Source organism: Ruegeria sp. CDSB136 (assembly GCF_059610965.1).
On sequence record NZ_JBXWOP010000016.1, the window covers coordinates 115,684 to 137,808 of the forward strand.

The 22,125-nt window shown below is 58.3% G+C and carries 30 protein-coding genes; 2 read left to right on the forward strand and 28 right to left on the reverse strand.

Features of this window, described 5'->3' with window-relative positions; genetic code table 11:
* Window positions 1-8: 8 nt before the first annotated feature.
* From AC2FIR_RS17270 to AC2FIR_RS17305, 8 genes are all read right to left on the reverse strand, one after another.
* Window positions 9-1,364: an amino acid ABC transporter permease gene (locus tag AC2FIR_RS17270; RefSeq protein ID WP_496744899.1), complete on the reverse strand. Its 1,356-nt coding sequence runs from the start codon at window positions 1,362-1,364 to the stop codon at window positions 9-11.
* Between the two features lies 1 nt (window position 1,365).
* Entirely contained in the window at window positions 1,366-2,634 is a 1,269-nt protein-coding gene (locus AC2FIR_RS17275; RefSeq protein ID WP_496762794.1) for an amino acid ABC transporter permease, read from the reverse strand.
* Between the two features lie 128 nt (window positions 2,635-2,762).
* A complete protein-coding gene (locus AC2FIR_RS17280; RefSeq protein ID WP_170613734.1) occupies window positions 2,763-3,779 on the reverse strand; it encodes an amino acid ABC transporter substrate-binding protein in 1,017 nt (338 codons plus the stop codon).
* A gap of 206 nt (window positions 3,780-3,985) precedes the next feature.
* Window positions 3,986-4,693, reverse strand: coding sequence for an ATP12 family chaperone protein (locus AC2FIR_RS17285; RefSeq protein WP_496744903.1), 708 nt, complete (start codon window positions 4,691-4,693; stop codon window positions 3,986-3,988).
* Between the two features lie 4 nt (window positions 4,694-4,697).
* Window positions 4,698-5,369, reverse strand: a complete 672-nt coding sequence (locus AC2FIR_RS17290) for an HAD-IA family hydrolase (protein WP_480812526.1) — start codon at window positions 5,367-5,369, stop codon at window positions 4,698-4,700.
* Window positions 5,366-6,409, reverse strand: a complete 1,044-nt coding sequence (locus AC2FIR_RS17295) for an RluA family pseudouridine synthase (protein WP_496744905.1) — start codon at window positions 6,407-6,409, stop codon at window positions 5,366-5,368. Before AC2FIR_RS17295 ends, AC2FIR_RS17290 begins: the two co-directional genes overlap by 4 nt.
* 109 nt (window positions 6,410-6,518) lie before the next feature.
* Window positions 6,519-7,832, reverse strand: coding sequence for a replication-associated recombination protein A (locus tag AC2FIR_RS17300; RefSeq protein WP_496744907.1), 1,314 nt, complete (start codon window positions 7,830-7,832; stop codon window positions 6,519-6,521).
* A gap of 3 nt (window positions 7,833-7,835) precedes the next feature.
* Window positions 7,836-9,221, reverse strand: a complete 1,386-nt coding sequence (locus tag AC2FIR_RS17305) for a trypsin-like peptidase domain-containing protein (RefSeq protein ID WP_496744909.1) — start codon at window positions 9,219-9,221, stop codon at window positions 7,836-7,838.
* Between the two features lie 411 nt (window positions 9,222-9,632).
* Here AC2FIR_RS17305 and AC2FIR_RS17310 point away from each other — a divergent pair, with 411 nt between their 5' ends.
* The gene (locus AC2FIR_RS17310) at window positions 9,633-9,734 is read left to right on the forward strand and encodes a hypothetical protein (RefSeq protein ID WP_496744919.1); all 102 of its coding nucleotides are present in this window, start codon (window positions 9,633-9,635) and stop codon (window positions 9,732-9,734) included.
* Window positions 9,735-9,802: 68 nt separating this feature from the next.
* Here AC2FIR_RS17310 and rplQ read toward each other — a convergent pair whose 3' ends face one another.
* The 9 genes from rplQ to AC2FIR_RS17355 all read right to left on the reverse strand — a co-directional run bounded on the left by rplQ (window position 9,803) and on the right by AC2FIR_RS17355 (window position 16,487).
* Entirely contained in the window at window positions 9,803-10,225 is a 423-nt protein-coding gene (rplQ, locus tag AC2FIR_RS17315; RefSeq protein ID WP_170613748.1) for a 50S ribosomal protein L17, read from the reverse strand.
* 180 nt (window positions 10,226-10,405) lie between these two features.
* Window positions 10,406-11,422 (reverse strand): DNA-directed RNA polymerase subunit alpha, encoded by a 1,017-nt coding sequence (locus AC2FIR_RS17320; RefSeq protein ID WP_170678545.1) that lies wholly within the window; start codon window positions 11,420-11,422, stop codon window positions 10,406-10,408.
* Between the two features lie 114 nt (window positions 11,423-11,536).
* Window positions 11,537-11,926: a 30S ribosomal protein S11 gene (gene rpsK / locus AC2FIR_RS17325; protein ID WP_008757289.1), complete on the reverse strand. Its 390-nt coding sequence runs from the start codon at window positions 11,924-11,926 to the stop codon at window positions 11,537-11,539.
* 15 nt (window positions 11,927-11,941) lie between these two features.
* The gene (gene rpsM, locus AC2FIR_RS17330; RefSeq protein ID WP_170613752.1) at window positions 11,942-12,310 is read right to left on the reverse strand and encodes a 30S ribosomal protein S13; all 369 of its coding nucleotides are present in this window, start codon (window positions 12,308-12,310) and stop codon (window positions 11,942-11,944) included.
* A gap of 201 nt (window positions 12,311-12,511) precedes the next feature.
* Window positions 12,512-13,156: an adenylate kinase gene (locus tag AC2FIR_RS17335; protein ID WP_496744911.1), complete on the reverse strand. Its 645-nt coding sequence runs from the start codon at window positions 13,154-13,156 to the stop codon at window positions 12,512-12,514.
* Window positions 13,153-14,517: a preprotein translocase subunit SecY gene (secY, locus tag AC2FIR_RS17340; protein ID WP_170613756.1), complete on the reverse strand. Its 1,365-nt coding sequence runs from the start codon at window positions 14,515-14,517 to the stop codon at window positions 13,153-13,155. Before secY ends, AC2FIR_RS17335 begins: the two co-directional genes overlap by 4 nt.
* A 109-nt stretch (window positions 14,518-14,626) precedes the next feature.
* Complete coding sequence (rplO, locus tag AC2FIR_RS17345; RefSeq protein ID WP_170613758.1) at window positions 14,627-15,100, reverse strand: 50S ribosomal protein L15; 474 nt, start codon at window positions 15,098-15,100, stop codon at window positions 14,627-14,629.
* Window positions 15,101-15,246: 146 nt separating this feature from the next.
* Window positions 15,247-16,110 (reverse strand): hypothetical protein, encoded by an 864-nt coding sequence (locus AC2FIR_RS17350; protein WP_170613760.1) that lies wholly within the window; start codon window positions 16,108-16,110, stop codon window positions 15,247-15,249.
* 161 nt (window positions 16,111-16,271) lie between these two features.
* Window positions 16,272-16,487: a DUF1127 domain-containing protein gene (locus tag AC2FIR_RS17355; protein WP_496744913.1), complete on the reverse strand. Its 216-nt coding sequence runs from the start codon at window positions 16,485-16,487 to the stop codon at window positions 16,272-16,274.
* Window positions 16,488-16,739: 252 nt separating this feature from the next.
* Here AC2FIR_RS17355 and AC2FIR_RS17360 point away from each other — a divergent pair, with 252 nt between their 5' ends.
* Window positions 16,740-17,396 (forward strand): class I SAM-dependent methyltransferase, encoded by a 657-nt coding sequence (locus AC2FIR_RS17360; RefSeq protein ID WP_480812520.1) that lies wholly within the window; start codon window positions 16,740-16,742, stop codon window positions 17,394-17,396.
* A 108-nt stretch (window positions 17,397-17,504) separates the two neighbouring features.
* Here AC2FIR_RS17360 and rpmD read toward each other — a convergent pair whose 3' ends face one another.
* The 11 genes from rpmD to rpmC all read right to left on the reverse strand — a co-directional run bounded on the left by rpmD (window position 17,505) and on the right by rpmC (window position 21,792).
* Entirely contained in the window at window positions 17,505-17,693 is a 189-nt protein-coding gene (gene rpmD / locus AC2FIR_RS17365) for a 50S ribosomal protein L30 (protein ID WP_170613764.1), read from the reverse strand.
* A 12-nt stretch (window positions 17,694-17,705) separates the two neighbouring features.
* The gene (gene rpsE / locus AC2FIR_RS17370; RefSeq protein WP_155148691.1) at window positions 17,706-18,275 is read right to left on the reverse strand and encodes a 30S ribosomal protein S5; all 570 of its coding nucleotides are present in this window, start codon (window positions 18,273-18,275) and stop codon (window positions 17,706-17,708) included.
* A 116-nt stretch (window positions 18,276-18,391) separates the two neighbouring features.
* The gene (gene rplR, locus AC2FIR_RS17375; protein WP_010437103.1) at window positions 18,392-18,751 is read right to left on the reverse strand and encodes a 50S ribosomal protein L18; all 360 of its coding nucleotides are present in this window, start codon (window positions 18,749-18,751) and stop codon (window positions 18,392-18,394) included.
* Window positions 18,752-18,762: 11 nt separating this feature from the next.
* Window positions 18,763-19,296, reverse strand: a complete 534-nt coding sequence (rplF, locus tag AC2FIR_RS17380; protein ID WP_170467582.1) for a 50S ribosomal protein L6 — start codon at window positions 19,294-19,296, stop codon at window positions 18,763-18,765.
* An 11-nt stretch (window positions 19,297-19,307) separates the two neighbouring features.
* Complete coding sequence (gene rpsH / locus AC2FIR_RS17385) at window positions 19,308-19,700, reverse strand: 30S ribosomal protein S8 (RefSeq protein ID WP_155148687.1); 393 nt, start codon at window positions 19,698-19,700, stop codon at window positions 19,308-19,310.
* 13 nt (window positions 19,701-19,713) lie between these two features.
* Window positions 19,714-20,019, reverse strand: a complete 306-nt coding sequence (rpsN, locus tag AC2FIR_RS17390) for a 30S ribosomal protein S14 (RefSeq protein WP_068340744.1) — start codon at window positions 20,017-20,019, stop codon at window positions 19,714-19,716.
* Window positions 20,020-20,038: 19 nt separating this feature from the next.
* Window positions 20,039-20,599, reverse strand: coding sequence for a 50S ribosomal protein L5 (gene rplE, locus AC2FIR_RS17395; RefSeq protein WP_170613766.1), 561 nt, complete (start codon window positions 20,597-20,599; stop codon window positions 20,039-20,041).
* A complete protein-coding gene (gene rplX, locus AC2FIR_RS17400; protein ID WP_039523375.1) occupies window positions 20,592-20,903 on the reverse strand; it encodes a 50S ribosomal protein L24 in 312 nt (103 codons plus the stop codon). Before rplX ends, rplE begins: the two co-directional genes overlap by 8 nt.
* 2 nt (window positions 20,904-20,905) lie before the next feature.
* Window positions 20,906-21,274, reverse strand: a complete 369-nt coding sequence (gene rplN / locus AC2FIR_RS17405; RefSeq protein ID WP_005621870.1) for a 50S ribosomal protein L14 — start codon at window positions 21,272-21,274, stop codon at window positions 20,906-20,908.
* A gap of 76 nt (window positions 21,275-21,350) precedes the next feature.
* A complete protein-coding gene (rpsQ, locus tag AC2FIR_RS17410; RefSeq protein ID WP_170613768.1) occupies window positions 21,351-21,581 on the reverse strand; it encodes a 30S ribosomal protein S17 in 231 nt (76 codons plus the stop codon).
* A 4-nt stretch (window positions 21,582-21,585) separates the two neighbouring features.
* Window positions 21,586-21,792 (reverse strand): 50S ribosomal protein L29, encoded by a 207-nt coding sequence (rpmC, locus tag AC2FIR_RS17415; RefSeq protein WP_037311745.1) that lies wholly within the window; start codon window positions 21,790-21,792, stop codon window positions 21,586-21,588.
* Window positions 21,793-22,125: the final 333 nt, after the last annotated feature.

Consider the following 22,125-nt stretch of genomic DNA (forward strand, 5'->3'; position numbering starts at 1 on the left):
TGAACTCCTTAACGATGGCCAGTCTGAAGCTTGCGCTCCAGATACATGGAATAACGGGACATGGAGAAGCAGACGACGAAGAACAGAACGCCGATAAAGGCAAACAGTTCCCAGTAGACGCCGTTCCAGGCGGTATCGGCGCGGATGCCGTTGGTCAGACCGATCACGTCGAACAGACCGATGATTGAAACCAGTGTCGTATCCTTGAAGATACCGATGAACGTGCTCACGATGCCCGGGATCGAGATTTTCAGCGCCTGCGGCATGATGATCAGCCGCTGCGCCTGCCAGTAGTTCAGTCCAAGACTGTCAGCCCCTTCGTACTGACCCCGCGGCAGCGCCGCCAGACCACCCCGGATCACCTCGGCCATATAAGCGGCCGAGAACAGGGTCATCATGATCATCACCCTCAGGATGATGTCAAAGTTGGTCCCCGGCGGCAGGAACAGGTTCAGCAGCAGCGAGGCCACGAACAGCAGCGTGATCAGAGGCACGCCCCGAATGAACTCGATAAAGCCCACGCAGAGGTATTTGACGATCATCAGATCAGACTGACGACCGAGCGCCAGCACGATGCCGATGGGAAGCGAGACGCCAATGGCCACAACACCCAGCAGGATCGCCAGCATGAAACCGCCAAAGTCGCGGCTTTCGACAGTCGCTATACCAATTGGAATTACAGAGTCGACCGCGTCAGCAACTGCGCCAGCAGCAAACAACCACCACAGAATGGGCAGCGCGACTGCAAGGATTAACGCCGTCAGGGACCCCGCCATTGGAAGCACAACCTTGTAGGCGAAATAACCGATTGCGAACCCGGCAGCGACCATCAGCGGTCCCCAGATCGACCCGCCCCACATCAGCCAAGGCAGCAGGAACGGATAAGCCGCCGTCACGATCAACAGCTTGCGCGGCACTTTGGTGAACAACACCGGCGCAATCGCAACCAACAACAGGATGAAGGTCAGGTTCGGCCGAACATAGGCCGGCCAGCCGCCCGATTCAGGCGGATTAGACCACGTTGCGTCCGGATGCGCCGGATACGGTGGATAAAACCCGTACAGCAACTGCAGCCACCGGTCCTTGATCACGCCCCAGCAGGCATGGCCATGAGTATCGCCCCAGGTCGCCATCATGATCTCACGACACTCCGACAGGGAATTGGCGTTCCAAACGGATTCGAACGTCCAGGACAGAATGTTGGAGAGCACATAGTAGATGAAATACAGCGAGATGAGCGTCAGGATTGAGTTCAGCCAGCTTGAGAACAGGTTATGCCTGATCCATCCCAGCACACCGACCTCGGATGCAGGTGGTGCCTGTTCCGGCAACATTTCCGTGCGGACAAATGAAACATCACTCATATTACCGCTCCACCAGTTTGACACGGTTGTTGTACCAGTTCATCACCGCCGAAATGCTCAGCGAGATGGTCAGGTAGACCAGCATCAGCAGCAGAACGCATTCCAGCTCGCGGCCGGTCTGGTTCATGGTGATACCGCCAAGCGTCCCCGTGATGTCCATATATCCGACCGCGATCGCCAGCGACGAGTTCTTGGTCAAGTTCAGATAGTTCGAGATCATCGGCGGGATGATCACTCGCAACGCCTGCGGCAGGATCACCAGACGCATGGTCCGGCCCGGGCGCAGACCCAGTGCGGATGCGGCCTCGGTCTGACCCTTCGAGATGGCCAGAATACCGGCACGAACGATCTCGGCGATGAAAGCCGCAGTGTACAGCGACAGGGCCAGCCACAGGGCGATCAGCGAGTTCCGTAGGTGGGTGCCGCCGGTGAAGTTAAAGCCCTTCAGCTCGGGATAGCCCAGATGGAAGCCCAGCGCGCTCAGCAGGATGGCCGATGGCACGAACAGCAGGCCCAATTGGATGTACCAGATGGTCGGACGGTCACCGGTCTTTTCCTGCGTGGCATTGGCCCAGGCCGACACTTTGCGCATGGCAAAGATGCTGCCGCCAAGCACGATCAGGAAAGCGATCAGGTCCAGCGAGACGTCAAAACGCAGGCTTGATGTCCCGAACAGGTGGATGTCGCCCAGGCTGCGCGAGAACAGAAACTCGGGGATGTAGACCCCGCGGTTGGTCACAGCAACAGTGCCGAATAGATCCATCGTGGCTTCTGGATTTTCACCCCGGAATGCGCGCGGCGCAGGCAGGCTTTCAATCAGGATCGCCATAGCGAACACGATCCAAAGCAGGACCGGAACGTTGCGGAACATTTCGACATAAACCGTCATAATCCGCGCGATCAGCCAGTTGTTCGACAGACGCAGAACACCAACCATGACACCGATGATTGTTGCCGTGATACAGCCCAGAACTGCAACAACCAGCGTGTTCAGCAGCCCGATAAAGGCCGCACGCAGATGGGTATCCTGCGAGTCATATTCCAGCAGGCGCTGGTTGATGTCATAGCTGGCTGGTTCGGCGAAAAAGTCGAACCCGACTGTTCTGCCCAGCGTTTCGAGGTTCTGAATGGTGTTGGTAATAATCCAGGCTGCCAGAAGCATGAAACCGATCATAGCAATGACCTGAATGGTCGCAGATCGGTACCGCGTATCGTAAAGGAGCATGGACAGCCGGAACTGCTCCTTCGGCGGGTCAGTGAGAGTCGTCATGACCTATGTTTATCCCCGTGCATCCCGGTCTTTTGTCGGCAGAGTTGATCTCTGCTCGGACGTTTCCGGGCGTGTTTCTTTTTGATTGAAAAAGGGCGCAGGTTGCCCTGCGCCCTTTTCCGTGGATTTTAGCGGAAAGGCGGTGCGTACAGCAGGCCACCTTCGATCCACTGTGCGTTCAGACCGCGTGCCAGGCCAATCGGGGTTTCCTCACCGATGTTCTTGGCAAAAATTTCGCCGTAGTTGCCGCCGACCTTGATGGCGCGACGGGCCCATTCAGCGTCCAGACCCAGCATTTCACCCAGAGTGCCTTCGCTGCCCAGCAGACGGTTCACTTCCGGATTGTCGGTTCCAGCGGACATTTCATCGATATTGGCCGATGTCACGCCCATTTCCTCGGCTGCGATCAGCGCGTTCAGAGTCCAGCGGACAACATCGCCCCACTCGTGGTCGCCATGACGAACCAACGGACCCAGCGGCTCTTTCGAGATGATTTCCGGCAGGATCACGTGATCACCGGCATTCTCGAATGTGGCGCGGGTGGCAGCCAGACCCGATGCGTCGGTGGTGTAGACGTCACAGGCACCAGCCAGATACTGTTGCTGCGCTTCGGCGTTGGTTTCGATCGGAACCGGCTCGTAGCTCATGTTGTTGATGCGGAAGAAATCCGCCAGGTTGAGCTCGGTTGTGGTGCCGGTCTGAATGCAGACGGTCGCACCGTCCAGTTCCTTGGCCGAGCTTACGCCCAGTGCTTTGGGAACCATGAAACCCTGACCGTCATAGTAGTTAACGCCGACGAATTCGAATTTCAGGTCGACGTCGCGGCTGAAGGTCCAGGTGGTGTTCCGGGCCAGCATGTCGATCTCACCCGAAGCCAGCGCGGTAAAGCGTGTCTTGCCGGTGGTCGGAATGAACTCAACTGCAGTCGGATCGTTCAGAACGGCGGCTGCTACGGCGCGGCACACGGCCACGTCAAAGCCTTGCCACTCACCATTGGCGTCCGGGCTGGCGAAACCGGGTACACCGGTTGCCACGCCACAGTTCAGTTTGCCGCGTGCCTTGACGTCATCTGCGGTTCCTGCCGCGGCGGCGCCAGCAGCCAGGCCAGCAATCGTCGCCACGCCCAAGATTACGGATTTTTTCATTTTTACCTCTTCCTGATTGTCCGCCCCACTCGGGGGCGGTTCTGTCCGGCAGCATTTTGCCGGAAAGGTTACCCCAAAGGTGTCTCCCCTTTAGTGGCCACGAGTTTGGTCGCATTCATAAACAAACGTCAAGGGTTGGATCAGCGAAAACGATATCAGACGCCGCGCGGTCGGGCGCGACGCACTAAAATACTGTCTTTGAAGGATCAAACCGATAGATCGAAAAAGCGTTTGGCGTGTAAAAAGGCGGATTTCTTGACCTCCGAGGCTTCGTGCGCCTCGTCGTCATGACCCCATTGCTCGATCTGCCAGATTTCGTCCAATCGCGAAATGCGCCATATCTCGTCCGGTTTGCGCCAATTCCGCGCTGCGGCAAAACCCAGAATCAAGGACCCGGACAGGCTCACAAGGTCGTGAAACGCGGCAAGCTGAAACTCACCAAGCTCATGAACTTGCCGCCGCAGAGTCGCCAGCGCATCGTTGGATTGCGGTTGATGCAGAACTCCCTCGAAGGATACAAGCCGCGCGGATAAGGTCTTTTCCGCCCAGTCCAGCGCCGGATCCCATTGCCCCGCCTGCCGCTGCTGCAACTCCAGCGGGTGCGTGGCACGGTAACACAACAAGTCCGAATCGCCGTAGTCGGCCAGCATATCGGCCACTTCGGCATGCTGATGACGAACCTTGTCGATTGCCGCATTTGCCGATCGGGTAAACGGCATGGAGGTCGGATCAACCTCTTTTTCCTGCGCGTCCCATTCCGTAGCCACAGCGGTTGCCATTGCGTGCGTCGGCAGAACCAGCGCCGCCTTGGCCGGGGTTTTGACCTGACGCCCGTCCAGTTCGACGGTGAAGCCTTCTTCGGTTTCAGCCACCGCGCTTTCGGTCCAGAACCGTTTCGGTTTCCAGTCGCTCATACCGTCATCCCCAAATACTGTGCAGCGCCGGCGGCAGCTGATCAAAGGTTTCGATCACCTGCGCAGCGTGTTCCAGTGCTGCGGTGTCGTGGTATCCCCAGGCCACACCGATACCTGTCACGCCAGCCGCGCTGGCCATATCCATGTCAAAGCGGGTATCGCCAATCATGGCCGTATTTCGCCGGTCGACACCGGTTTCCGCGCGCGCTGTATCGATCATCGACGGATGCGGTTTCGAAGGGTGATGATCTGCCACCTGACGGGTGACAAAGAACCGCTCCAAACCGTGCGCCTCGATCAACGCATCCAACCCGCGTTGCGACTTTCCGGTGGCGACCCCCAGCAAGACCTCGGGTATGTCGTGCAGGGCCTCCAGCACCTCCCGGGCACCGGGATAGAGGGGCGAGTTTGCAGCACCCTGCCTCAGACGCTGGTCGTGATAGGCTTCCTTGTATCCATCCACCAGTTTTTCCTGAACCGAAACCGGGTGATCATGCGCCAGACGGGACAGAGCGACCGGCAGCGACAACCCGACAATCGACAAGATCGCGGAACGATCCGGCACAGTCAGGCCCAAGGCGTCAAAACTGGCAGTCATGGCCGAGATGATACTTCCCTGACTGTCGACAAGCGTACCATCGACATCGAATAGGACCAGCCGCAATGGTGAGGTCATTGCAAATCCTCAAACGGATCGTCCGAGGCCAGATCCTCGGTCCAGCCGAAGGTATCCCAGCTGTGTTTCATATGATCCGGCAACGGGGCCTTGACGGTGATGGTCTTGCGCGTCACCGGGTGTTCAAACGACGCCTGCCGGGCATGCAGGTGCAGCTTTTTGCTGATAATCCCGCCCAATTGCGCGCCCCAGCCATCGCCAAGGTTTTCCTGACCCGAACCGCCATATTTGCCATCGCCAATGATCGGATGCCCGATGGCGGCCATATGCGCGCGCAGCTGATGGGTCCGGCCTGTAACGGGCTCCATGGCAACCCACGCAGCGCGCCCGGCAACCCGGTACAGCGTCGCGTACAGGGTATGCGCCCGCTTCGCGCCCGGAGTACCGTCAAGGTCGTTCAGGTGAACGGCGATCATCTTCTCGCCTTCACCTTTCTTGCCGTGGCCCGTGGCTTTTACCAGACCGGTCTTAATCTCACCCAGATACGGAGTCGGCACCCCGGCGACCAGGCCCCAGTAAATCTTGCGCGTGTCGCGGTGACGGAACGCGGCTGTCAAACCCTTGGCCGCTTCGCGCGTTCTTGCCAAAAGCAAAACGCCCGAGGTGTCCTTGTCCAGACGGTGTACCAGACGGGGGTTTTCCTCATAACCGAACCGCAGCGCCTCGGACAGGCTGTCGACATGGCGGGTCTGACCACTGCCGCCCTGCACCGGCAGTCCATGGGGTTTGTTCAGGGCCAGAACGTGATCGTCGCGGTAGATCACGCAGGATTGGATCATCTTTGCGTCCGCATCCGAGATCCGGCGTTTGACCTCAACCGGCTTGTGATCAGCGTCCGGCAAGGGCGGAACCCGCACGACCTGCCCGGCCTCAAGCCGGGTCGAGGCCTTGGCCCGACCGCCGTCAATCCGCAGCTCGCCCTTGCGGCACATCTTTTCGATACGGCCCTGCCCGACATGCGGGAACATGCGGCGCAACCAACGGTCCAGCCGCTGGTCGCTGTCGTCCTCTGCGACGGTGATCATCTGTACGCCACTCATGCCATTGCCCCTTGCACCGCGCGACTGGCCCGCCCGGATTTCACCGATGTCAGTGTGTTAGAAAACATGCGCGTCTGTCGCGCGCAAAGCAGCAAGAGTCAAGCCAGCCCTAGTTCTCGTTCCGCTGCGCGCGCAGCTTTGCGAAATAGTCCAGCCGCTTTTTCAGTTCCCGCTCGAATCCCCGCTCGACCGGCTGGTACAGCATCGGCCGCTTCATCGTTTCCGGAAAGTAGTTCTGGCCCGAGAATCCATCCTCGGCATCATGGTCATAGGCATAGCCAGCCCCATAGCCCTGATCCTTCATCAGTGTCGTGGGCGCATTCAGGATGTGCTTTGGCGGCGGCTCGCTGCCGGATTGTTTGGCCAGACGCATCGCCGCCTTGTAGCCGACATAGGCGCCGTTCGATTTTGGCGCCAGCGCCAGATAGACCAGCGCCTGCGCCAGGGCCAATTCTCCTTCCGGAGAGCCCAGCCGCTCGTATACCTCCCACGCATGCAGGCAGATCGACTGCGCCTGCGGGTCGGCCAGTCCGATATCCTCAACCGCCATCCGGGTAATCCGGCGGGCCAGATACCTTGGATCCTCGCCCCCGGTCAGCATACGTGCAAACCAATACAGCGCCGCATCCGGATCCGAACCGCGAACTGATTTGTGCAGGGCCGAGATCAGATTGTAATGCTCGTCCCCCGATTTGTCGTATTTCGCGGCACGCCGCATCAACCGCGTGGACAGTGCATCCGGGTCAAGCAGCCCATCGACCCCCCACGCCGCAACCTGCTCAATCAGGTTCAGCAACGCGCGTCCGTCTCCGTCCGCCATTTCCTGCAAGGCATCCCGGGCGGCAGGAGTCAGGGGCAAGGCGCGGCCAAGATCTTTTTCGGCCCGCTGCGCCAGACGCTCCAGATCGGCAAGGCTCAGCCGTTCGAGCACCAGCACCTGTGCACGGCTGAGAACAGCCGCATTCAGTTCGAACGAAGGGTTTTCCGTGGTCGCCCCGACCAGAAGGATCGTGCCATCCTCCATATGCGGAAGAAACCCGTCCTGCTGGGCCTTGTTGAACCGATGAATTTCATCAACGAACAAAAGGGTGCCCTGCCCGTTCTGACGCCGTATCTTTGCTGCCTCGAACACTTTTTTCAGGTCCGGAACACCGGTGAAAATCGCGCTGATCTGGACAAAATGCAGATCAGTCTCTTGTGCCAGCAACCGCGCAATCGTGGTCTTGCCTACGCCCGGTGGCCCCCATAACACCAAACTCGACAGGCTGCCAGCGGCCAGCATGACGCCCAGAGGCGCGTCCGGGCCAAGCACCTGCTCTTGTCCGATCACCTCACCCAGCGTCTTGGGGCGCAGCCGGTCCGCCAAGGGGCGATGCGGCGCGGTTGCGGGCTCGGGTGCCCCGGTATCGAACAGATCACTCACGGGTCAGAGCCGAAACCGCAACGAAACCGCGCGTCCACCGCGCTGAACGTTCATTTGCACCCGGCGCCCGGGGTCAGTCAGCGCCTCGACGACATCGGCGGGCTGCTCAATCTCAGTGTCATTGATGCTGCTCAGGACGTCTCCGGGCCTCAGACCGGCGCGTGCTCCCAATGAGCCCGGATCAACCACAACAATGCCGGTCTGTGACAGAACCAATCCCAACTGCGAGATCAGTGCGGGATTGATCCGGGCGACGGTCAGGTTGGGCAGAACGGTTTTGTCATCCAATGTGGTCTCATCGGCGGGCGGACTGTCCGGAGCGCGGACCAAATCCACTATCACATCCGCGCTTTTGTCTCCGCGCAGACGGGTCAGAACCGAGGTTCCCCCGACACCGGCAACCGACATCCGGAATTTCATCTCGGCAGGCGAATTTACCTCATCCCCGTCAACATGGGTGACAACATCGCCAACCCGCAACCCGGCCGCAGCCAGCGGGCTGAGGTCATGCAGGTCCGAGATCACCACGCCCAGCGGAATGGCCAGACCCAGCGATTCGGCGATATCGGCGCTCATATGCTGGCCCGCCATCCCGGCCCAGGGGCTGACAAAGCTCTCGTTGCCGGACTTCGCCTGCCGCAGGAATTCGGCAACCAGATTTGCCGGAATGGCAAAGCCAATGCCGTTGGATCCGCCCGACCGGGTCAGGATCGAGGTGTTGATCCCGATCAGATCACCGTTCACGTCGATCAGCGCTCCACCGGAGTTACCCGGATTGATCGGAGCATCTGTCTGGATGAAGTACCCGCGCGCATTTCCCGTTGCTGTTCCGGTTCGTGCCAGCCCGGAAATTATGCCGGACGATACGGTTTGACCCACACCAAACGGATTGCCGATGGCCAGCGCCAGTTCGCCCACCTCGACCTGATCGGAATCGCGAAAGTTCAGATGCGGCAGTTCAGCGGCCTCTTCCAGCCGAAGAATGGCAATGTCGCTTTCCTGATCGCCCAGAACCACTTGCGCCGAATACTCGCGCCGGTCCGTTGTCACCACACGGATTTCCGTCGCCATGCCGACAACATGGTAATTTGACACAACATAGCCGTCCGCAGACAGAATAACGCCGGACCCCAGCGAGTTCTGAACCCGCGGCTGCGGTTCGGCAAATCCTCTGCCGAAGAACTCCTGAAAGAACGGGTCCGAGAAAAACGGATTGGCACGGCCTTGCGTTACGATCTTGGCGTAGATGTTAACGACGGCCGGAGCAGCCTGTTTGACCACCGGGGCAAATCCCAGGCTTATTTCGGCCTGCGAAGTCGGCACTTTCGTTTCGGCATGGGCTGTAACTGCAAGAGTCGCCAGCAGCAGTGAACACAAAGTTTTCCGCATGATCTTTCCGTCGATTAACTGCCCTTCGGATATGCGAGGCCCGTGCCGGGAATGCAAGCGCGTTAAGGCCTCCGATATATTAGCCAAGGTTATAACCGGTGAAATGGTCGGCCAGTTCACACCAACAGCAACAGATTTACCGTGCTCAAGACCTTCCGCCTGAAAAGGCCTGTATTGCCCAAACATTCCACCATGATGCTGACGGCGTTCCTCGGACTCATCGCGCCTGTGTCTCAGGCTGCGGACACCCGGATGACGATCGGGGCTGACGGAAAAGGGGGTTACTATTTCCATGTCGGCGATCTGCTCTGCAGCTCCTTTGCGCAAGGAACCGGTGGCTACAAATGCCGCGCCCGGTCGACGGATGGGCCAACAAAAAACCTGCCGTAGCTGGCGCGAAAACATCCCGCGCTGAATGGATTGCAACCGTCGGATATGATCCGCGACAGCCTGCTCGCCCCGCTGCATCCGGGTGCCGCCCGATATTATCGGGAGCGTGGGTGGATCAAGTAACCCAGCCTTCAAAACAAAAAACCCCCGCGTCCGAAACGCGGGGGTAGAAATCAGAAAGCCTTGCTTTCTTATTCTTCGTCTGCGGCCTCTTCGGCGGCAACGCGGGCCTTATCGGCCGCGCCTTTGGCGTCGACGTCACGATCAACGAATTCGATGATCGCCATCGGTGCCATGTCGCCATAGCGGAAGCCAGCTTTCAGGATGCGGACATACCCGCCCTGACGCTCGGCATAGCGGGGGCCAAGAACTTCGAACAGCTTTGCGACGTCTTTGTCTTCTTTCAGCTGCGAAGCTGCCTGACGGCGGGCGTGCAGGTCGCCGCGCTTGCCCAACGTGACCAGCTTTTCGATGATCGGGCGCAGTTCTTTTGCCTTCGGCAGAGTCGTTTTGATTTGCTCATGCTCGATGAGCGAGCCAGCCATGTTCGCAAACAGCGCTTTGCGGTGCTCATGAGTACGGTTCAGGCGGCGGTAACCACGTGCGTGACGCATTTTCTTGTTCCTTCTTTCGCGTTTTGCTTTGTCTGGCCGGCGATGCGTGTCACCGGCTCTCCTTGGAGCGGAAGTGCCCTTGTTGTCCCCGGTCGTCCGGGCATTTGTCTTTCGCGTGGCGAGCTGAAGCCCGCCCTACGATGTAGTCTGAAGTAGGCCGGGCTTCAGCCCGGCACCGCCTTAAAAGGCGTCTTCGAATTTCTTCGCCAGATCTTCGATGTTGTCGGGCGGCCAGTCCTCGACATCCATGCCGAGGTGCAGACCCATGCCGGACAGCACTTCTTTGATCTCGTTCAGCGACTTGCGGCCGAAGTTCGGGGTGCGCAGCATCTCGGCTTCGGTCTTCTGGATCAGGTCGCCGATGTAGACGATGTTGTCATTCTTCAGGCAGTTTGCCGAACGGACCGACAGTTCCAGCTCGTCCACTTTCTTCAGCAGCAGCGGGTTGAACTCCAGACCATCATCTTCGTCCTGGCGGCCAGCCGATTCCGGCTCGTCGAAGTTGACGAAGATCGACAGCTGGTCCTGCAGGATACGCGCGGCAAAGGCCAGCGCATCATCCGGAGTGATCGATCCGTCGGTTTCGATCTTCAGGGTCAGCTTGTCGTAGTCCAGAACCTGACCTTCACGAGTCGGCTGAACGTCGTAAGCAACCTTTTTGACCGGCGAGTAGATCGCGTCGATCGGGATCAGGCCGATCGGTGCGTCTTCCGGCTTGTTCTTTTCAGCCGAGACGTAGCCCTTGCCGGTGTTGACGGTCAGTTCCATGAACAGGTCGGCGCCATCGTCCAGGTGGCAGATGACGTGATCGCGGTTCAGAACCTCAATGCCGGCGCTTTCGCTGATGTCGCCAGCGGTGACGACAGCGGGGCCTTTGGCATTGATCGACAGGCGCTTGGGGCCTTCGACTTCCATGCGCAGGGCGACCTGCTTGAGGTTCAGGATAATGTCGGTGACGTCTTCACGAACGCCCGCCACGGACGAGAACTCGTGCAATACGTTGTCGATCTGGACGCTGGTGATGGCCGCACCTTGAAGCGAGCTCATCAGGACGCGGCGCAGTGCGTTGCCCAGGGTCAGACCAAAGCCACGCTCCAGCGGTTCCGCAACCAGTGTCGCCTGACGCGCAGGGTCGTTGCCCGGCTTGCCTTCCAGCTGGGTCGGCTTGATCAATTCTGCCCAATTCTTGTGGATCATGTAATCCCTCCATTCCTGTCCGCGCCCCATGACCAACAAGGTGCAGACGCCCGAGGTTCAAAATGACGTGCTGGGGCCGTGCAGAAACACAGCCCCAGCCAAATTCAAAATCGCTTAGACGCGGCGGCGCTTCGGCGGGCGGCAACCGTTGTGAGCGATCGGTGTCACGTCGCGGATCGACGTGATGTTGAAGCCCACTGCAGCCAGCGCGCGCAGAGCCGATTCACGACCCGAACCGGGGCCCTGAACTTCGACTTCGAGCGTCTTGACGCCATGTTCCTGCGCCTTCTTGCCTGCGTCTTCTGCAGCCATCTGAGCGGCGTACGGGGTCGATTTCCGCGATCCCTTGAAGCCCATGGTACCGGCAGACGACCACGAGATGGCGTTGCCTTGTACGTCCGAGATCAGGATCTTGGTGTTGTTGAAGGTCGAGTTCACATGGGCAACGCCCGATGCGATGTTCTTACGCTCTTTGCGCTTAACGCGAGTCTTGTCACGTGCCATCAGTCAGACCCTCCCTTATTTCTTCTTACCAGCGATGGCCTTTGCGGGGCCTTTGCGGGTACGAGCATTGGTGTGGGTACGCTGACCGCGAACCGGCAGGTTGCGGCGGTGACGCAGACCGCGGTAGCAGCCCAGGTCCATCAGGCGCTTGACGTTCATCTGAACTTCACGACGCAGGTCACCTTCGACGGTGTAGTTGGCGTCGATGTGTTCACGGATGGCCAGAACTTCGGCGTCGGACAGTTCATTGACGCGACGGTGCGCTTCGATGCCCACGGCTTCGCAGATGGCCTGCGCCGAGGTGTTTCCGATACCGGTGATATATGTGAGGGCGATTGGTACCCGCTTTGCAGTCGGGATGTTTACGCCGGCAATACGTGCCACGTGTCACTTTCCTTTTCGTTGCGGTTCCGTAACTCCAGAACCTTTTTTCACAACACCTGACCGTGGCAGTGCCGCCAGAGGGTCCAGCATTATTTGAGGTGGTCGGGGCAAACGGAACGAATCCCGCCTGCGGTCTTGATTCCCTATAGGGATGGGGGTCGATATGGGCTTTTGAAGGGGCCGTCAAGCCCCAACCTGAAATCAGCCCAGGATGGCCTCGATCGAGGCTGTCACTTCTTTGATTTCAGCCAGGCCATTGACCGGCCGCAGATCACCCTTGGCATAGTAATAGCCAATCAGCGGCGAAGTCTTTTTGTAGTATTCCATCAGACGCGTACGAAGGCTGTCTTCGTTGTCATCCGCGCGACGCTGGAAATCATTCTCCTTGCCGCAATTGGTGCACTTTCCATCCGCCGGGATCGGTTTGGTGATGTCGTTATAGACCTCGCCACACCCACCGCAGGTCGAGCGTGCCGTGATCCGTGACACCAGTGCTTCGTCATCGACGCGCATCTCGATCACGGTATGCAGGGACTGGCCCAGCTTGGCGAGCAGTGCCGCCAGAGCATCCGCCTGCGCCAGAGTGCGGGGGAACCCGTCAAAGATGAAACCGGCCCCTGTTTCGGTGGTCAGTTTTTCTTCGATCAGACCGATCACGATCTCATCGGTGACAAGTTTGCCGGCGTCCATGATCGCGGCAACTTTCTTACCCATCTCGGTGCCCGAGGTTTTCGCTTCGCGCAGCATGTCGCCGGTGCTCAGCTGCACCATGCCGCGTGTCTCGACCAGGTGACGCGCCTGCGTCCCTTTACCTGCCCCGGGGGGGCCAAGAAGAATAATGTTCATCGACGAGATGGTCCCTTCCTGCCGCGTTTCTTGCCTTTGCCGCGCAGTTGGGACTTTTCGATAAGCCCTTCGTATTGGTGCGCCAGCAAGTGGCTCTGGACCTGTTGGATCGTGTCCATGGTCACAGAGACGATAATCAGAACCGAGGTGCCGCCAAAATAGAACGGAATGGCGAACTGGCCCCGCAGAATTTCAGGCAGCAGACAGACCGCCGCCAGATAGCCCGAACCCAGTACCAGAACGCGGTTGACCACGTATTCCAGATACTCTGCCGTTTTCTTGCCCGGACGGATGCCAGGAACAAAGCCGTTCTGCTTTTTCAGGTTGTCCGCCACATCGTCCGGTTTGAACGACACGTTGAACGTGTAGAAATATGCGAAGAACACGATCATCGATGCAAAGAACAGCAGGTAGAGCGGTTGCCCGGGGCCAAAATTCGCCAGCAACCACGACATCACAGGACCGCTGGCCGCACCCGACGAGAAGGTCGAGATCGTCACCGGCAGAAGCAGCAGCGAACTTGCGAAGATTGCCGGGATAACGCCGGCCGGGTTCACCTTGACCGGAAGATGGCTGGAACCGCCTTCATAGATCTTCATGCCAGCCTGACGGCGCGGATACTGGATGTGGATCTTGCGCAGGGCCCGTTCCATGAACACCACAAAGGTAATCACGGCGATGACCATCACGATTACACCAATGATCACGGCGGGGCTGATCGCACCGCTGCGTCCGCTGGCAAAGAACTGCGCCAGTGCGGCTGGAACCTCGGCGATGATGCCAACGAAGATGATCAAAGAGATACCGTTGCCGATGCCGCGCGCGGTGATCTGTTCACCCAGCCACATCAGGAACATGGTGCCGCCAACCAGCGTGATCATGGTCGACATACGGAAATAGAGACCCGGATCGGTCGCCAGATCCCCCGATTCCAGCGAAACAGCCAGGCCATAGGCCTGAACCGTGGCCAGCGCCACGGTGCCGAAACGGGTATACTGGTTGATTTTCTTGCGCCCCTGCTCGCCCTCTTTCTTGAGCTGTTCGAGCGCGGGAACCATCGATGTCAGCAGCTGCACGATGATCGAGGCCGAGATGTAGGGCATGATGCCGAGGGCAAAGATGCCCATCCGCCCAAGCGCCCCGCCGGTGAACATCGAAACCATGCCGCCAATGCCTTGCCCCGCCTGCTCCATGAACTCACGCAGCGCTTGACCGTCGATCCCCGGCACCGGAATGAAGGTGCCCAGGCGATAGACGATCAGCAAACCCAGCGTGAACAGGATGCGGTTGCGCAGATCGGTGGCTTTGCCAAGGGCAGCCCAGCTTGTGTTGGCTGCCATTTGTTCTGCTGCTGATACCATAAATCGGTCTCTCTTATGAAAACACCGCCCGGAACCGTTTTCCGGCTCGGGCGGCGTCTTGGAAAACTCTGAGGTCTATGTAAGCGGGTCTTTGCCCGCTCACAAGCGCTTACTCTGCCGCAGCGGCTTTTGTGACCGTCAGTGAACCGCCCGCTTTTTCAACTGCCTCAACGGCAGCTTTCGAAGCACCGGTGACTTCCAGGTTCACTTTGGCGCTGATTTCGCCCTTGGCCAGAACACGGATGCCGTCCAGCTTGCGGCGCACCAGACCGGAAGCAACCAGTGCGTCCTCGGTGATCGCAGCCTTGGCGTCCAGTTTGCCGGCTTCGACGAACTTCTGGATCAGGCCCAGGTTGATAACGGCGAATTCCTTGCGGTTCGGCTTGCTGAAGCCGCGCTTGGGTAGGCGCTGGTACAGCGGCATCTGGCCGCCTTCGTAGCCATTGATGGCCACACCCGAACGGGATTTCTGGCCTTTGATACCACGGCCACCCATTTTACCTTTGCCGGAACCCGGACCACGGCCAACGCGGGTGCGTTTCGGTGTGGCGCCAGGATTGTCGCGCAATTCGTGCAGTTTCATTTCGCTTCTCCTAAGCCGGATGTGGCCCCCGAAGCGTGATGGGCCAAACACGGCATTTCTTGGTTTTTGATTCGTATGGCGCAAGGCCACCGCAGGCGTATAGGCCCGTTAATGCCAGTTGGCAAGCCTGCGGGACGGGTCAGATGTTATTCGTCACCCTCAGCCATTTCGTCTTCGATAACGCCCTTCGGCCGGAGCGGCGCCGCATGTGGATCGATGCCATGCTTTTTCACAAGCTGACCCACCAGGCTTTCGGGGTGCGGAATGCCGGAAAACCTGTTGAAGATGAATGACCGCATGCGACGGCCGTAGAAATGGATCGACATCGTCTCATCTGTGATGAATCGCTCGGCACCGCCATTGGCCCGGCTCATGACGCGCCGTTCCTTGTAAGACACCGGATAAAGGACTTGGGTAGGAAACGAGAAACGATCCTCACCATTCTGCTGCAACAGCCAGGTCAGTGCTCGGGGGCCCCAAACGCCCCAGGGCATTTCACCGGCATGTTTGGGGTTGCCGTCCAGGGCATCGCGTATCAGCTCGGCCCGCAGCTTCGACGGCAGCCACGGCGGAATACGATAAGGGTTTTCAGTGTAGTCGATCAGATCATAGAGTGTCGGGCTGTCCGGCGGCAACCTAAGAACACCATTGTTGATCTCATGCGCAGCGAGGCGGCCGTGGAAGTGGCCGTTTTCCGTGGTGAACGGCTTGACACAATACGCATCAGTATCCGCCCAGATCAGATCTTGATGCTGCGCCAGCATGCGATAACGAAACCTGTCCGCGTGTACTGCGGGGCTGCCGGTTCGCTTATGCGTGATGATGTTTTCGTCGGGCATGACCTCCCGCGCATCGCGCCGTTCGGCTCCGTCGGGAATGTTGGGCACATCGCCGTATGTATAAAGGCGCACGTGCTGGCCAGCATCCAGAAACGATTTGATGCAGAGCTGCTCCAGAAAGCTCAGCGGGCCATCGACCCATAGCATCCCGATCTGAAATTCCCGCGCCATGCCCGGCCTTTCCGTCAAACTGAAACGACCCTTTCAGCACTTGACCTATCCCGCGTGCTTTCGCAACGGGGTTCAGGAAATAACCTGCTCCTGTGGCATACGTGGCTCCCAAAACAATAGAGGCGCCATAACGGCGCCTCTGGATCGGGTGGTGCGTGGTCTTACACGCAGTAGGCGTGCTTGTGCGCGATGTCCGCAATGTCGCAACGGCGAATGCCGATATCGTCCAGCTCGCGGTTGGTCAGGCGCTGAAGTTCGACATAGGTCCGGTTGTATTCGGCCGCCTGCGCGCGGGCTGCCTTCACGCGTTCAACGAAGTTTGCGAAGCGGGTGGAGAAGTTGAAACCGTTATGTGTCAGTGTTGCGGTATGTGCCATTTCTGAGTTCCTTTCTGACCGGGGCGCATTCCCCGGAGTTGCTTGTCTTGTTCCTTTTGGGACAAGGCTCAGATAGGCGCAGAGGATAACGCTAACAACGCAAGTTTCGGTCTAGCCGGTATGCGTTTTTGGAATAACCCCCACGGTCACAAAGTACGAGGCGCAAGGTCTCAAAGTTCAAAGTATTTGCTGTAGAAAATCAGCCCCGCGAACGGCAAAGTCCAGCAAACTCTAATCAAGGAATTTGACCGAATGAACAGCAAGGGATTGCTACACCGGCACTTTTTGAACAACGGTGAACAGCGCCTGCACAAGTGGCTGCACTATTTTGACATTTACGAGCGCCATTTCGACCGGTTTCGCGATCGACCTATTAAGATTCTGGAAATTGGGGTTCACGGAGGCGGCTCGCTGCGTATGTGGCGTAAATATTTTCACAGGAATTCGAAAATTGTCGGGATAGACATTAATCCCGAATGCGAAAAACACACCGGTGAAAACATCAATGTACATATCGGCAGCCAGGACGACGAGAATTTCCTGGCTGAAGTTGCTGACCAATATGAGGGCTTTGACATCGTCATAGACGACGGAAGTCACGTGAACTCTCACGTCATCAAGACCTTTGACACGTTGTACGAGCGTGTTTCCTCCAATGGTGTCTATTTGGTGGAGGACATGCACACCTCTTACTGGCCCAAATTTGGCGGAGGTCTTCGGCGCGAGGGCACATTTATTGAGTTTGCCAAAACGAAAATTGACGAATTGAACGCTCAACATGTCCGAGAGGATTTTGAGGTGACCAACATAACCAGGACTACAGACAGTATTACTTTCTACGACAGCGTGGTCGTCTTTGAACGCCGCCCACAGGGCAGACGGCAAGCAGTCATTACGCAGTCGATGTAACGCGAGCCTGATCCAGGTCTATTTGCGGATGTAACCGCAAACCAAAGGTGAAAAAAACGCCCCAAAACCGAAGTCAGGGGCGTTTCAATTCATTCGAAGTTATCGCGCTTAGCCGCGCTCTTCGACGATCTCTACCAGATGCGGGATCTTGCGGATCATGCCGCGAACCGAAGGGGTATCTTCCAGCTCACGGGTCTTGTGCATCTTGTTCAGGCCCAGACCGATCAGGGTCGCGCGCTGTTCGGCGGGGCGGCGGATCGGGGAACCGACCTGCTTGACGACGATGGTTTTTGCCATGGTTCGCTCTCCTTACGCTTCTGCTTCAGCAGCGGCCGGTGCTTCGTCCCGCTTGGGCAGGATGTCGGCAACCTTTTTGCCACGACGTGCGGCAACCGAACGCGGGCTCTGCTCTTTCTGCAGGCCGTTGATGGTGGCGCGGATCATGTTGTACGGGTTCTGCGAGCCCAGCGACTTGGACACAACGTCCTTGACGCCCAGCATTTCGAACACGGCACGCATCGGACCACCGGCGATGATACCAGTACCTTCAGGTGCGGTGCGCATAACCACTTTACCGGCGCCGTGACGGCCCTCGATGTCGTGGTGCAGGGTACGACCTTCGCGCAGTTGCACGCGGATCATCTGACGCTTGGCTTGTTCAGTCGCCTTGCGGATGGCCTCAGGTACTTCTTTCGCTTTACCTTTGCCAAAGCCGACGCGGCCTTTCTGATCGCCGACAACCACCAGAGCGGCGAAGCCAAAGCGCTTACCACCTTTTACGGTTTTCGACACGCGGTTGATTGCGACCAAACGATCTGCAAATTCCGGTGCTTCTTCACGGTCGCGGCCACGGCCCCGACGGTTTTCACGTTCTGCCATTTGGCATCCCTTTTCTCATGTGGCGCTTTCGGCGCCGTTCAATTCAATCCAAGTGAGCCCCGACTGTTGCCGAGGCCCCCGGATCATCGGGGCGGATCGAAACCCGCCCGCAGGTCTTAGATCTTCAGACCACCTTCACGCGCAGCGTCGGCGACAGCCTTCACTTTGCCGTGGAACAGGAAGCCGCCACGATCGAAATAGGCCTCTTCGACGCCTGCCTTCTTGGCACGCTCGGCGATGGCCGCGCCCACTTTGGTGGCCGCTTCGACGTTGTTCTTGCCAACAACACCCAGGTCTTTTTCCAGGGTCGAGGCCGAAGCCAGGGTCACGCCACGAACATCGTCGATCAGCTGAACGCTGATGTTCTTGTTCGAACGGTGTACGGACAGACGCGGACGACCCGCGTTGACCTTGCGAAGTTTGTTCCGAACGCGCAGGCGGCGCTTCAGAAACAGGGTTCTTTTGCTGTTTGCCATTGTCTGCGTCCTTACTTCTTCTTGCCTTCCTTGCGGAAGATGAACTCGCCCTTATAGCGGATGCCCTTGCCTTTGTACGGCTCGGGACGGCGCCACTCGCGGATTTTGGCCGCGGTTTCGCCCACCAGCTGCTGGTCGATACCTTCCACAACGATCTCGGTCTGCTTCGGTGCGGTGATGGTGACACCTTCCGGAGCAGTGAAATCAACATCGTGGCTGTAGCCCAGGTTCAGCTTCAGGGTGTTGCCCTGCATCTGAGCCCGGTAACCAACACCCTGGATCTCCAGCTCTTTTTTGAAGCCAGTCGTCACACCGGTTACCAGGTTGGCAACCATTGTGCGGCTCATGCCCCACTGCTGGCGGGCACGCTTGGACATACCACGGGGGTCGATCTTGACCACGTTGTCTTCAACCGACAGCGTCACGTCGTCGGTGGCGGTGAAGCTGCGGGTGCCTTTCGGACCTTTCACTTCGATGGTCTGGCCAGACACAGAGGCGGTAACGCCGCTGGGCAGCTCGACCGGTTTTTTACCAATACGAGACATTGCAGACCTCCTTAGAAGACGGTGCAGAGCACTTCGCCGCCAACATTGTTGGAGCGAGCGTTTGCGTCCGACATCACACCTTTCGGAGTGCTGACAATCGACACGCCCAGACCCTGACGGACCTGCGGGATGTCATTGACGCCCATGTATACGCGGCGACCGGGCTTCGAGACCCGCTTCAGTTCGCGAATGACAGGGGTGCCTTCGTAGTACTTCAGGCTGATTTCGATGGCCGGGTGACCGTTTTCACCGGTCGTGTTTTCGTAGCCACGGATGTAACCTTCGTCCGCCAGCACGTCCAGAACCCAACCGCGCAGCTTGGAAGCCGGGGTGGAAACGGTGGACTTGCCGCGCATTTGCGCGTTGCGGATACGGGTGAGCATATCGCCGATAGGATCATTCATATCTATGTCTCCCTTACCAGCTCGATTTCACCATGCCGGGGATCTGACCAGCAGAACCCAGCTCGCGCAGCGCGATACGGCTGACCTTCAGCTTACGGTAGTAAGCGTGGGGACGGCCGGTCAGCTGACAGCGGTTGTGCAGACGGGTCGCCGAGCTGTTGCGCGGCAGTTTCGCCAGTTTCAGACGCGCTTTGAAACGCTCTTCCATTGGGCGGCTCTCGTCATTCGCGATTTCTTTCAGCTCGGCACGCTTTGCGGCATATTTGGCCACCAGGCGTTCGCGCTTTTTCTCGCGTTCGATCATTGCTTTTTTAGCCATGTCTCAATCCTCCCGGCGCTTACGCGTTGAACGGCATGTTGAATGCTTTCAACAGGCTCTTCGCTTCAGCGTCGGTTTTCGCTGTGGTGGCAATTACGATATCCAGGCCCCAGACCTCGTCGACCTTGTCGAAGTCGATTTCCGGGAACACGATGTGCTCTTTCATGCCCATGGCAAAGTTGCCACGACCGTCGAAAGAAGGCTTAACACCGCGGAAGTCACGAACGCGAGGCATCGCGATGGTGATCAGACGATCCAGGAATTCGTACATCCGATCACCGCGCAGGGTCACTTTCGCGCCCAGCGGCATGTCTTCACGGACGCGGAAACCCGCGATCGACTTCTTCGCCTTGGTTGCAACGGCCTGTTGACCAGCAATTGCAGTCAGATCCTCGACAGCAGCTTTCGCTTTCTTCGAGTCTTTGACGGCCTCAGCACCACAACCGATGTTCAGAACGATCTTTTCCAGCTTGGGCAGCTGCATGTCGTTCTTGTAGCCAAACTCTTCTTTCAGAGCGGCACGGATGGTTTCAGCGTACTGAGCTTTCAGACGCGGGGTGTATTTTGCGGAATCAAGCATCGATCACGTCTCCCGTGGTCTTGGCGAAGCGCACCTTCTTGTCACCTTCCATGCGGAAGCCAACGCGGGTTGCTTTACCGTTCTTGTCCAGCAGAGCCAGGTTCGACAGGTCGATCGGGTTTGCCTGGGGCAGACGACCACCTTGCGAGGTTTGCGACTGGCGGGTGTGGCGGATGGCGATGTTGATGCCATCTACAACTGCTTTGCCGGCTTTGGGGTCAACCGAGGAAATGGTTCCCTCTTTGCCCTTGTCCTTGCCGGCCAGCACGACGACCTTGTCGCCTTTGCGGAGTTTGGCAGCCATGATTACAGCACCTCCGGAGCGAGCGAGATGATTTTCATGAAGTTCTTCGCGCGCAGTTCACGAACAACCGGGCCAAAGATACGGGTACCTACGGGCTCGTTGTTGTTGTTCAGGATGACGGCGGCGTTGCGATCAAAGCGGATCGCGGTGCCGTCTTCGCGACGGACTTCCTTGGCGGTGCGTACGACGACGGCCTTGCGGACGTCACCTTTCTTTACGCGGCCGCGCGGGATGGCTTCCTTCACCGAGACGACAATGATGTCGCCGACGGAGGCGTATTTACGCTTGGAACCACCCAGGACCTTGATGCACTGAACTCGGCGTGCGCCGGAGTTGTCAGCGACATCCAGATTGGTCTGCATCTGGATCATGTGGTTTCTCCCGACCTGTGGGGGCTGGTCTTGTTAAATCCCCCAGGGTTTCGACAAATGGAAAAATCCCGGAAGCTTACGCTTCCAGAACTTCCCAACGTTTCGTCTTCGATTTCGGCGCGCATTCGATGATGCGGACTGTATCGCCGACCTTGAAGGCGTTCTTTTCGTCATGAGCCCGGTATTTCTTGGACTTACGGACGGTTTTGTGCAGCAGCGGGTGCTTGAAGCGGCGCTCGACAGATACGGTTACTGTCTGTTCGTTGGCGTCGCTGGTCACGGTGCCTTGCAGGATACGCTTGGGCATCTGATTACTCCTCGGATGCCGCGGCAGCGGCCTTTTCGTTCAGAATGGTTTTGACGCGGGCAGCGTTGCGGCGGGCCGCTTTGATGCCGGCAGTGCTTTCCAGCTGACCGGTTGCCTGTTGAAAGCGCAGGTTAAAGCTCTCTTTCTTCAGGTTGGCCAGTTCCTCGCGGAGCTGGTCCGGGGTCTTGTCACGCAGTTCTTGGGCGTTCATCGCCTTTTTCCTTTGCTCAAAACACCAGAAGGCCCCGTAAACGGGTCACCTTGGACCTGGTGGATGAATTACAGACATGCGAATCCCCCGACTCAGCCGGGGGACTTGCAGGATGCCGCCGTATAAGGGTTTGGGGGGTGGGTGGCAAGGGAAAGTTTTGACCAATGCGTGCATGCAGATCGTAAGCTTCAAGCCTGGCGCCAAAACCGATGCTTCCCGAGATTGTTCCCCGAACAATCTCGGTGGGGCACTTAGCAAAAAGGGCGTCCCGTGGGACGCCCTTTCCGTAGCTTTTCGCAGATGCGAATTACTCGATGATTTTCGACACAACGC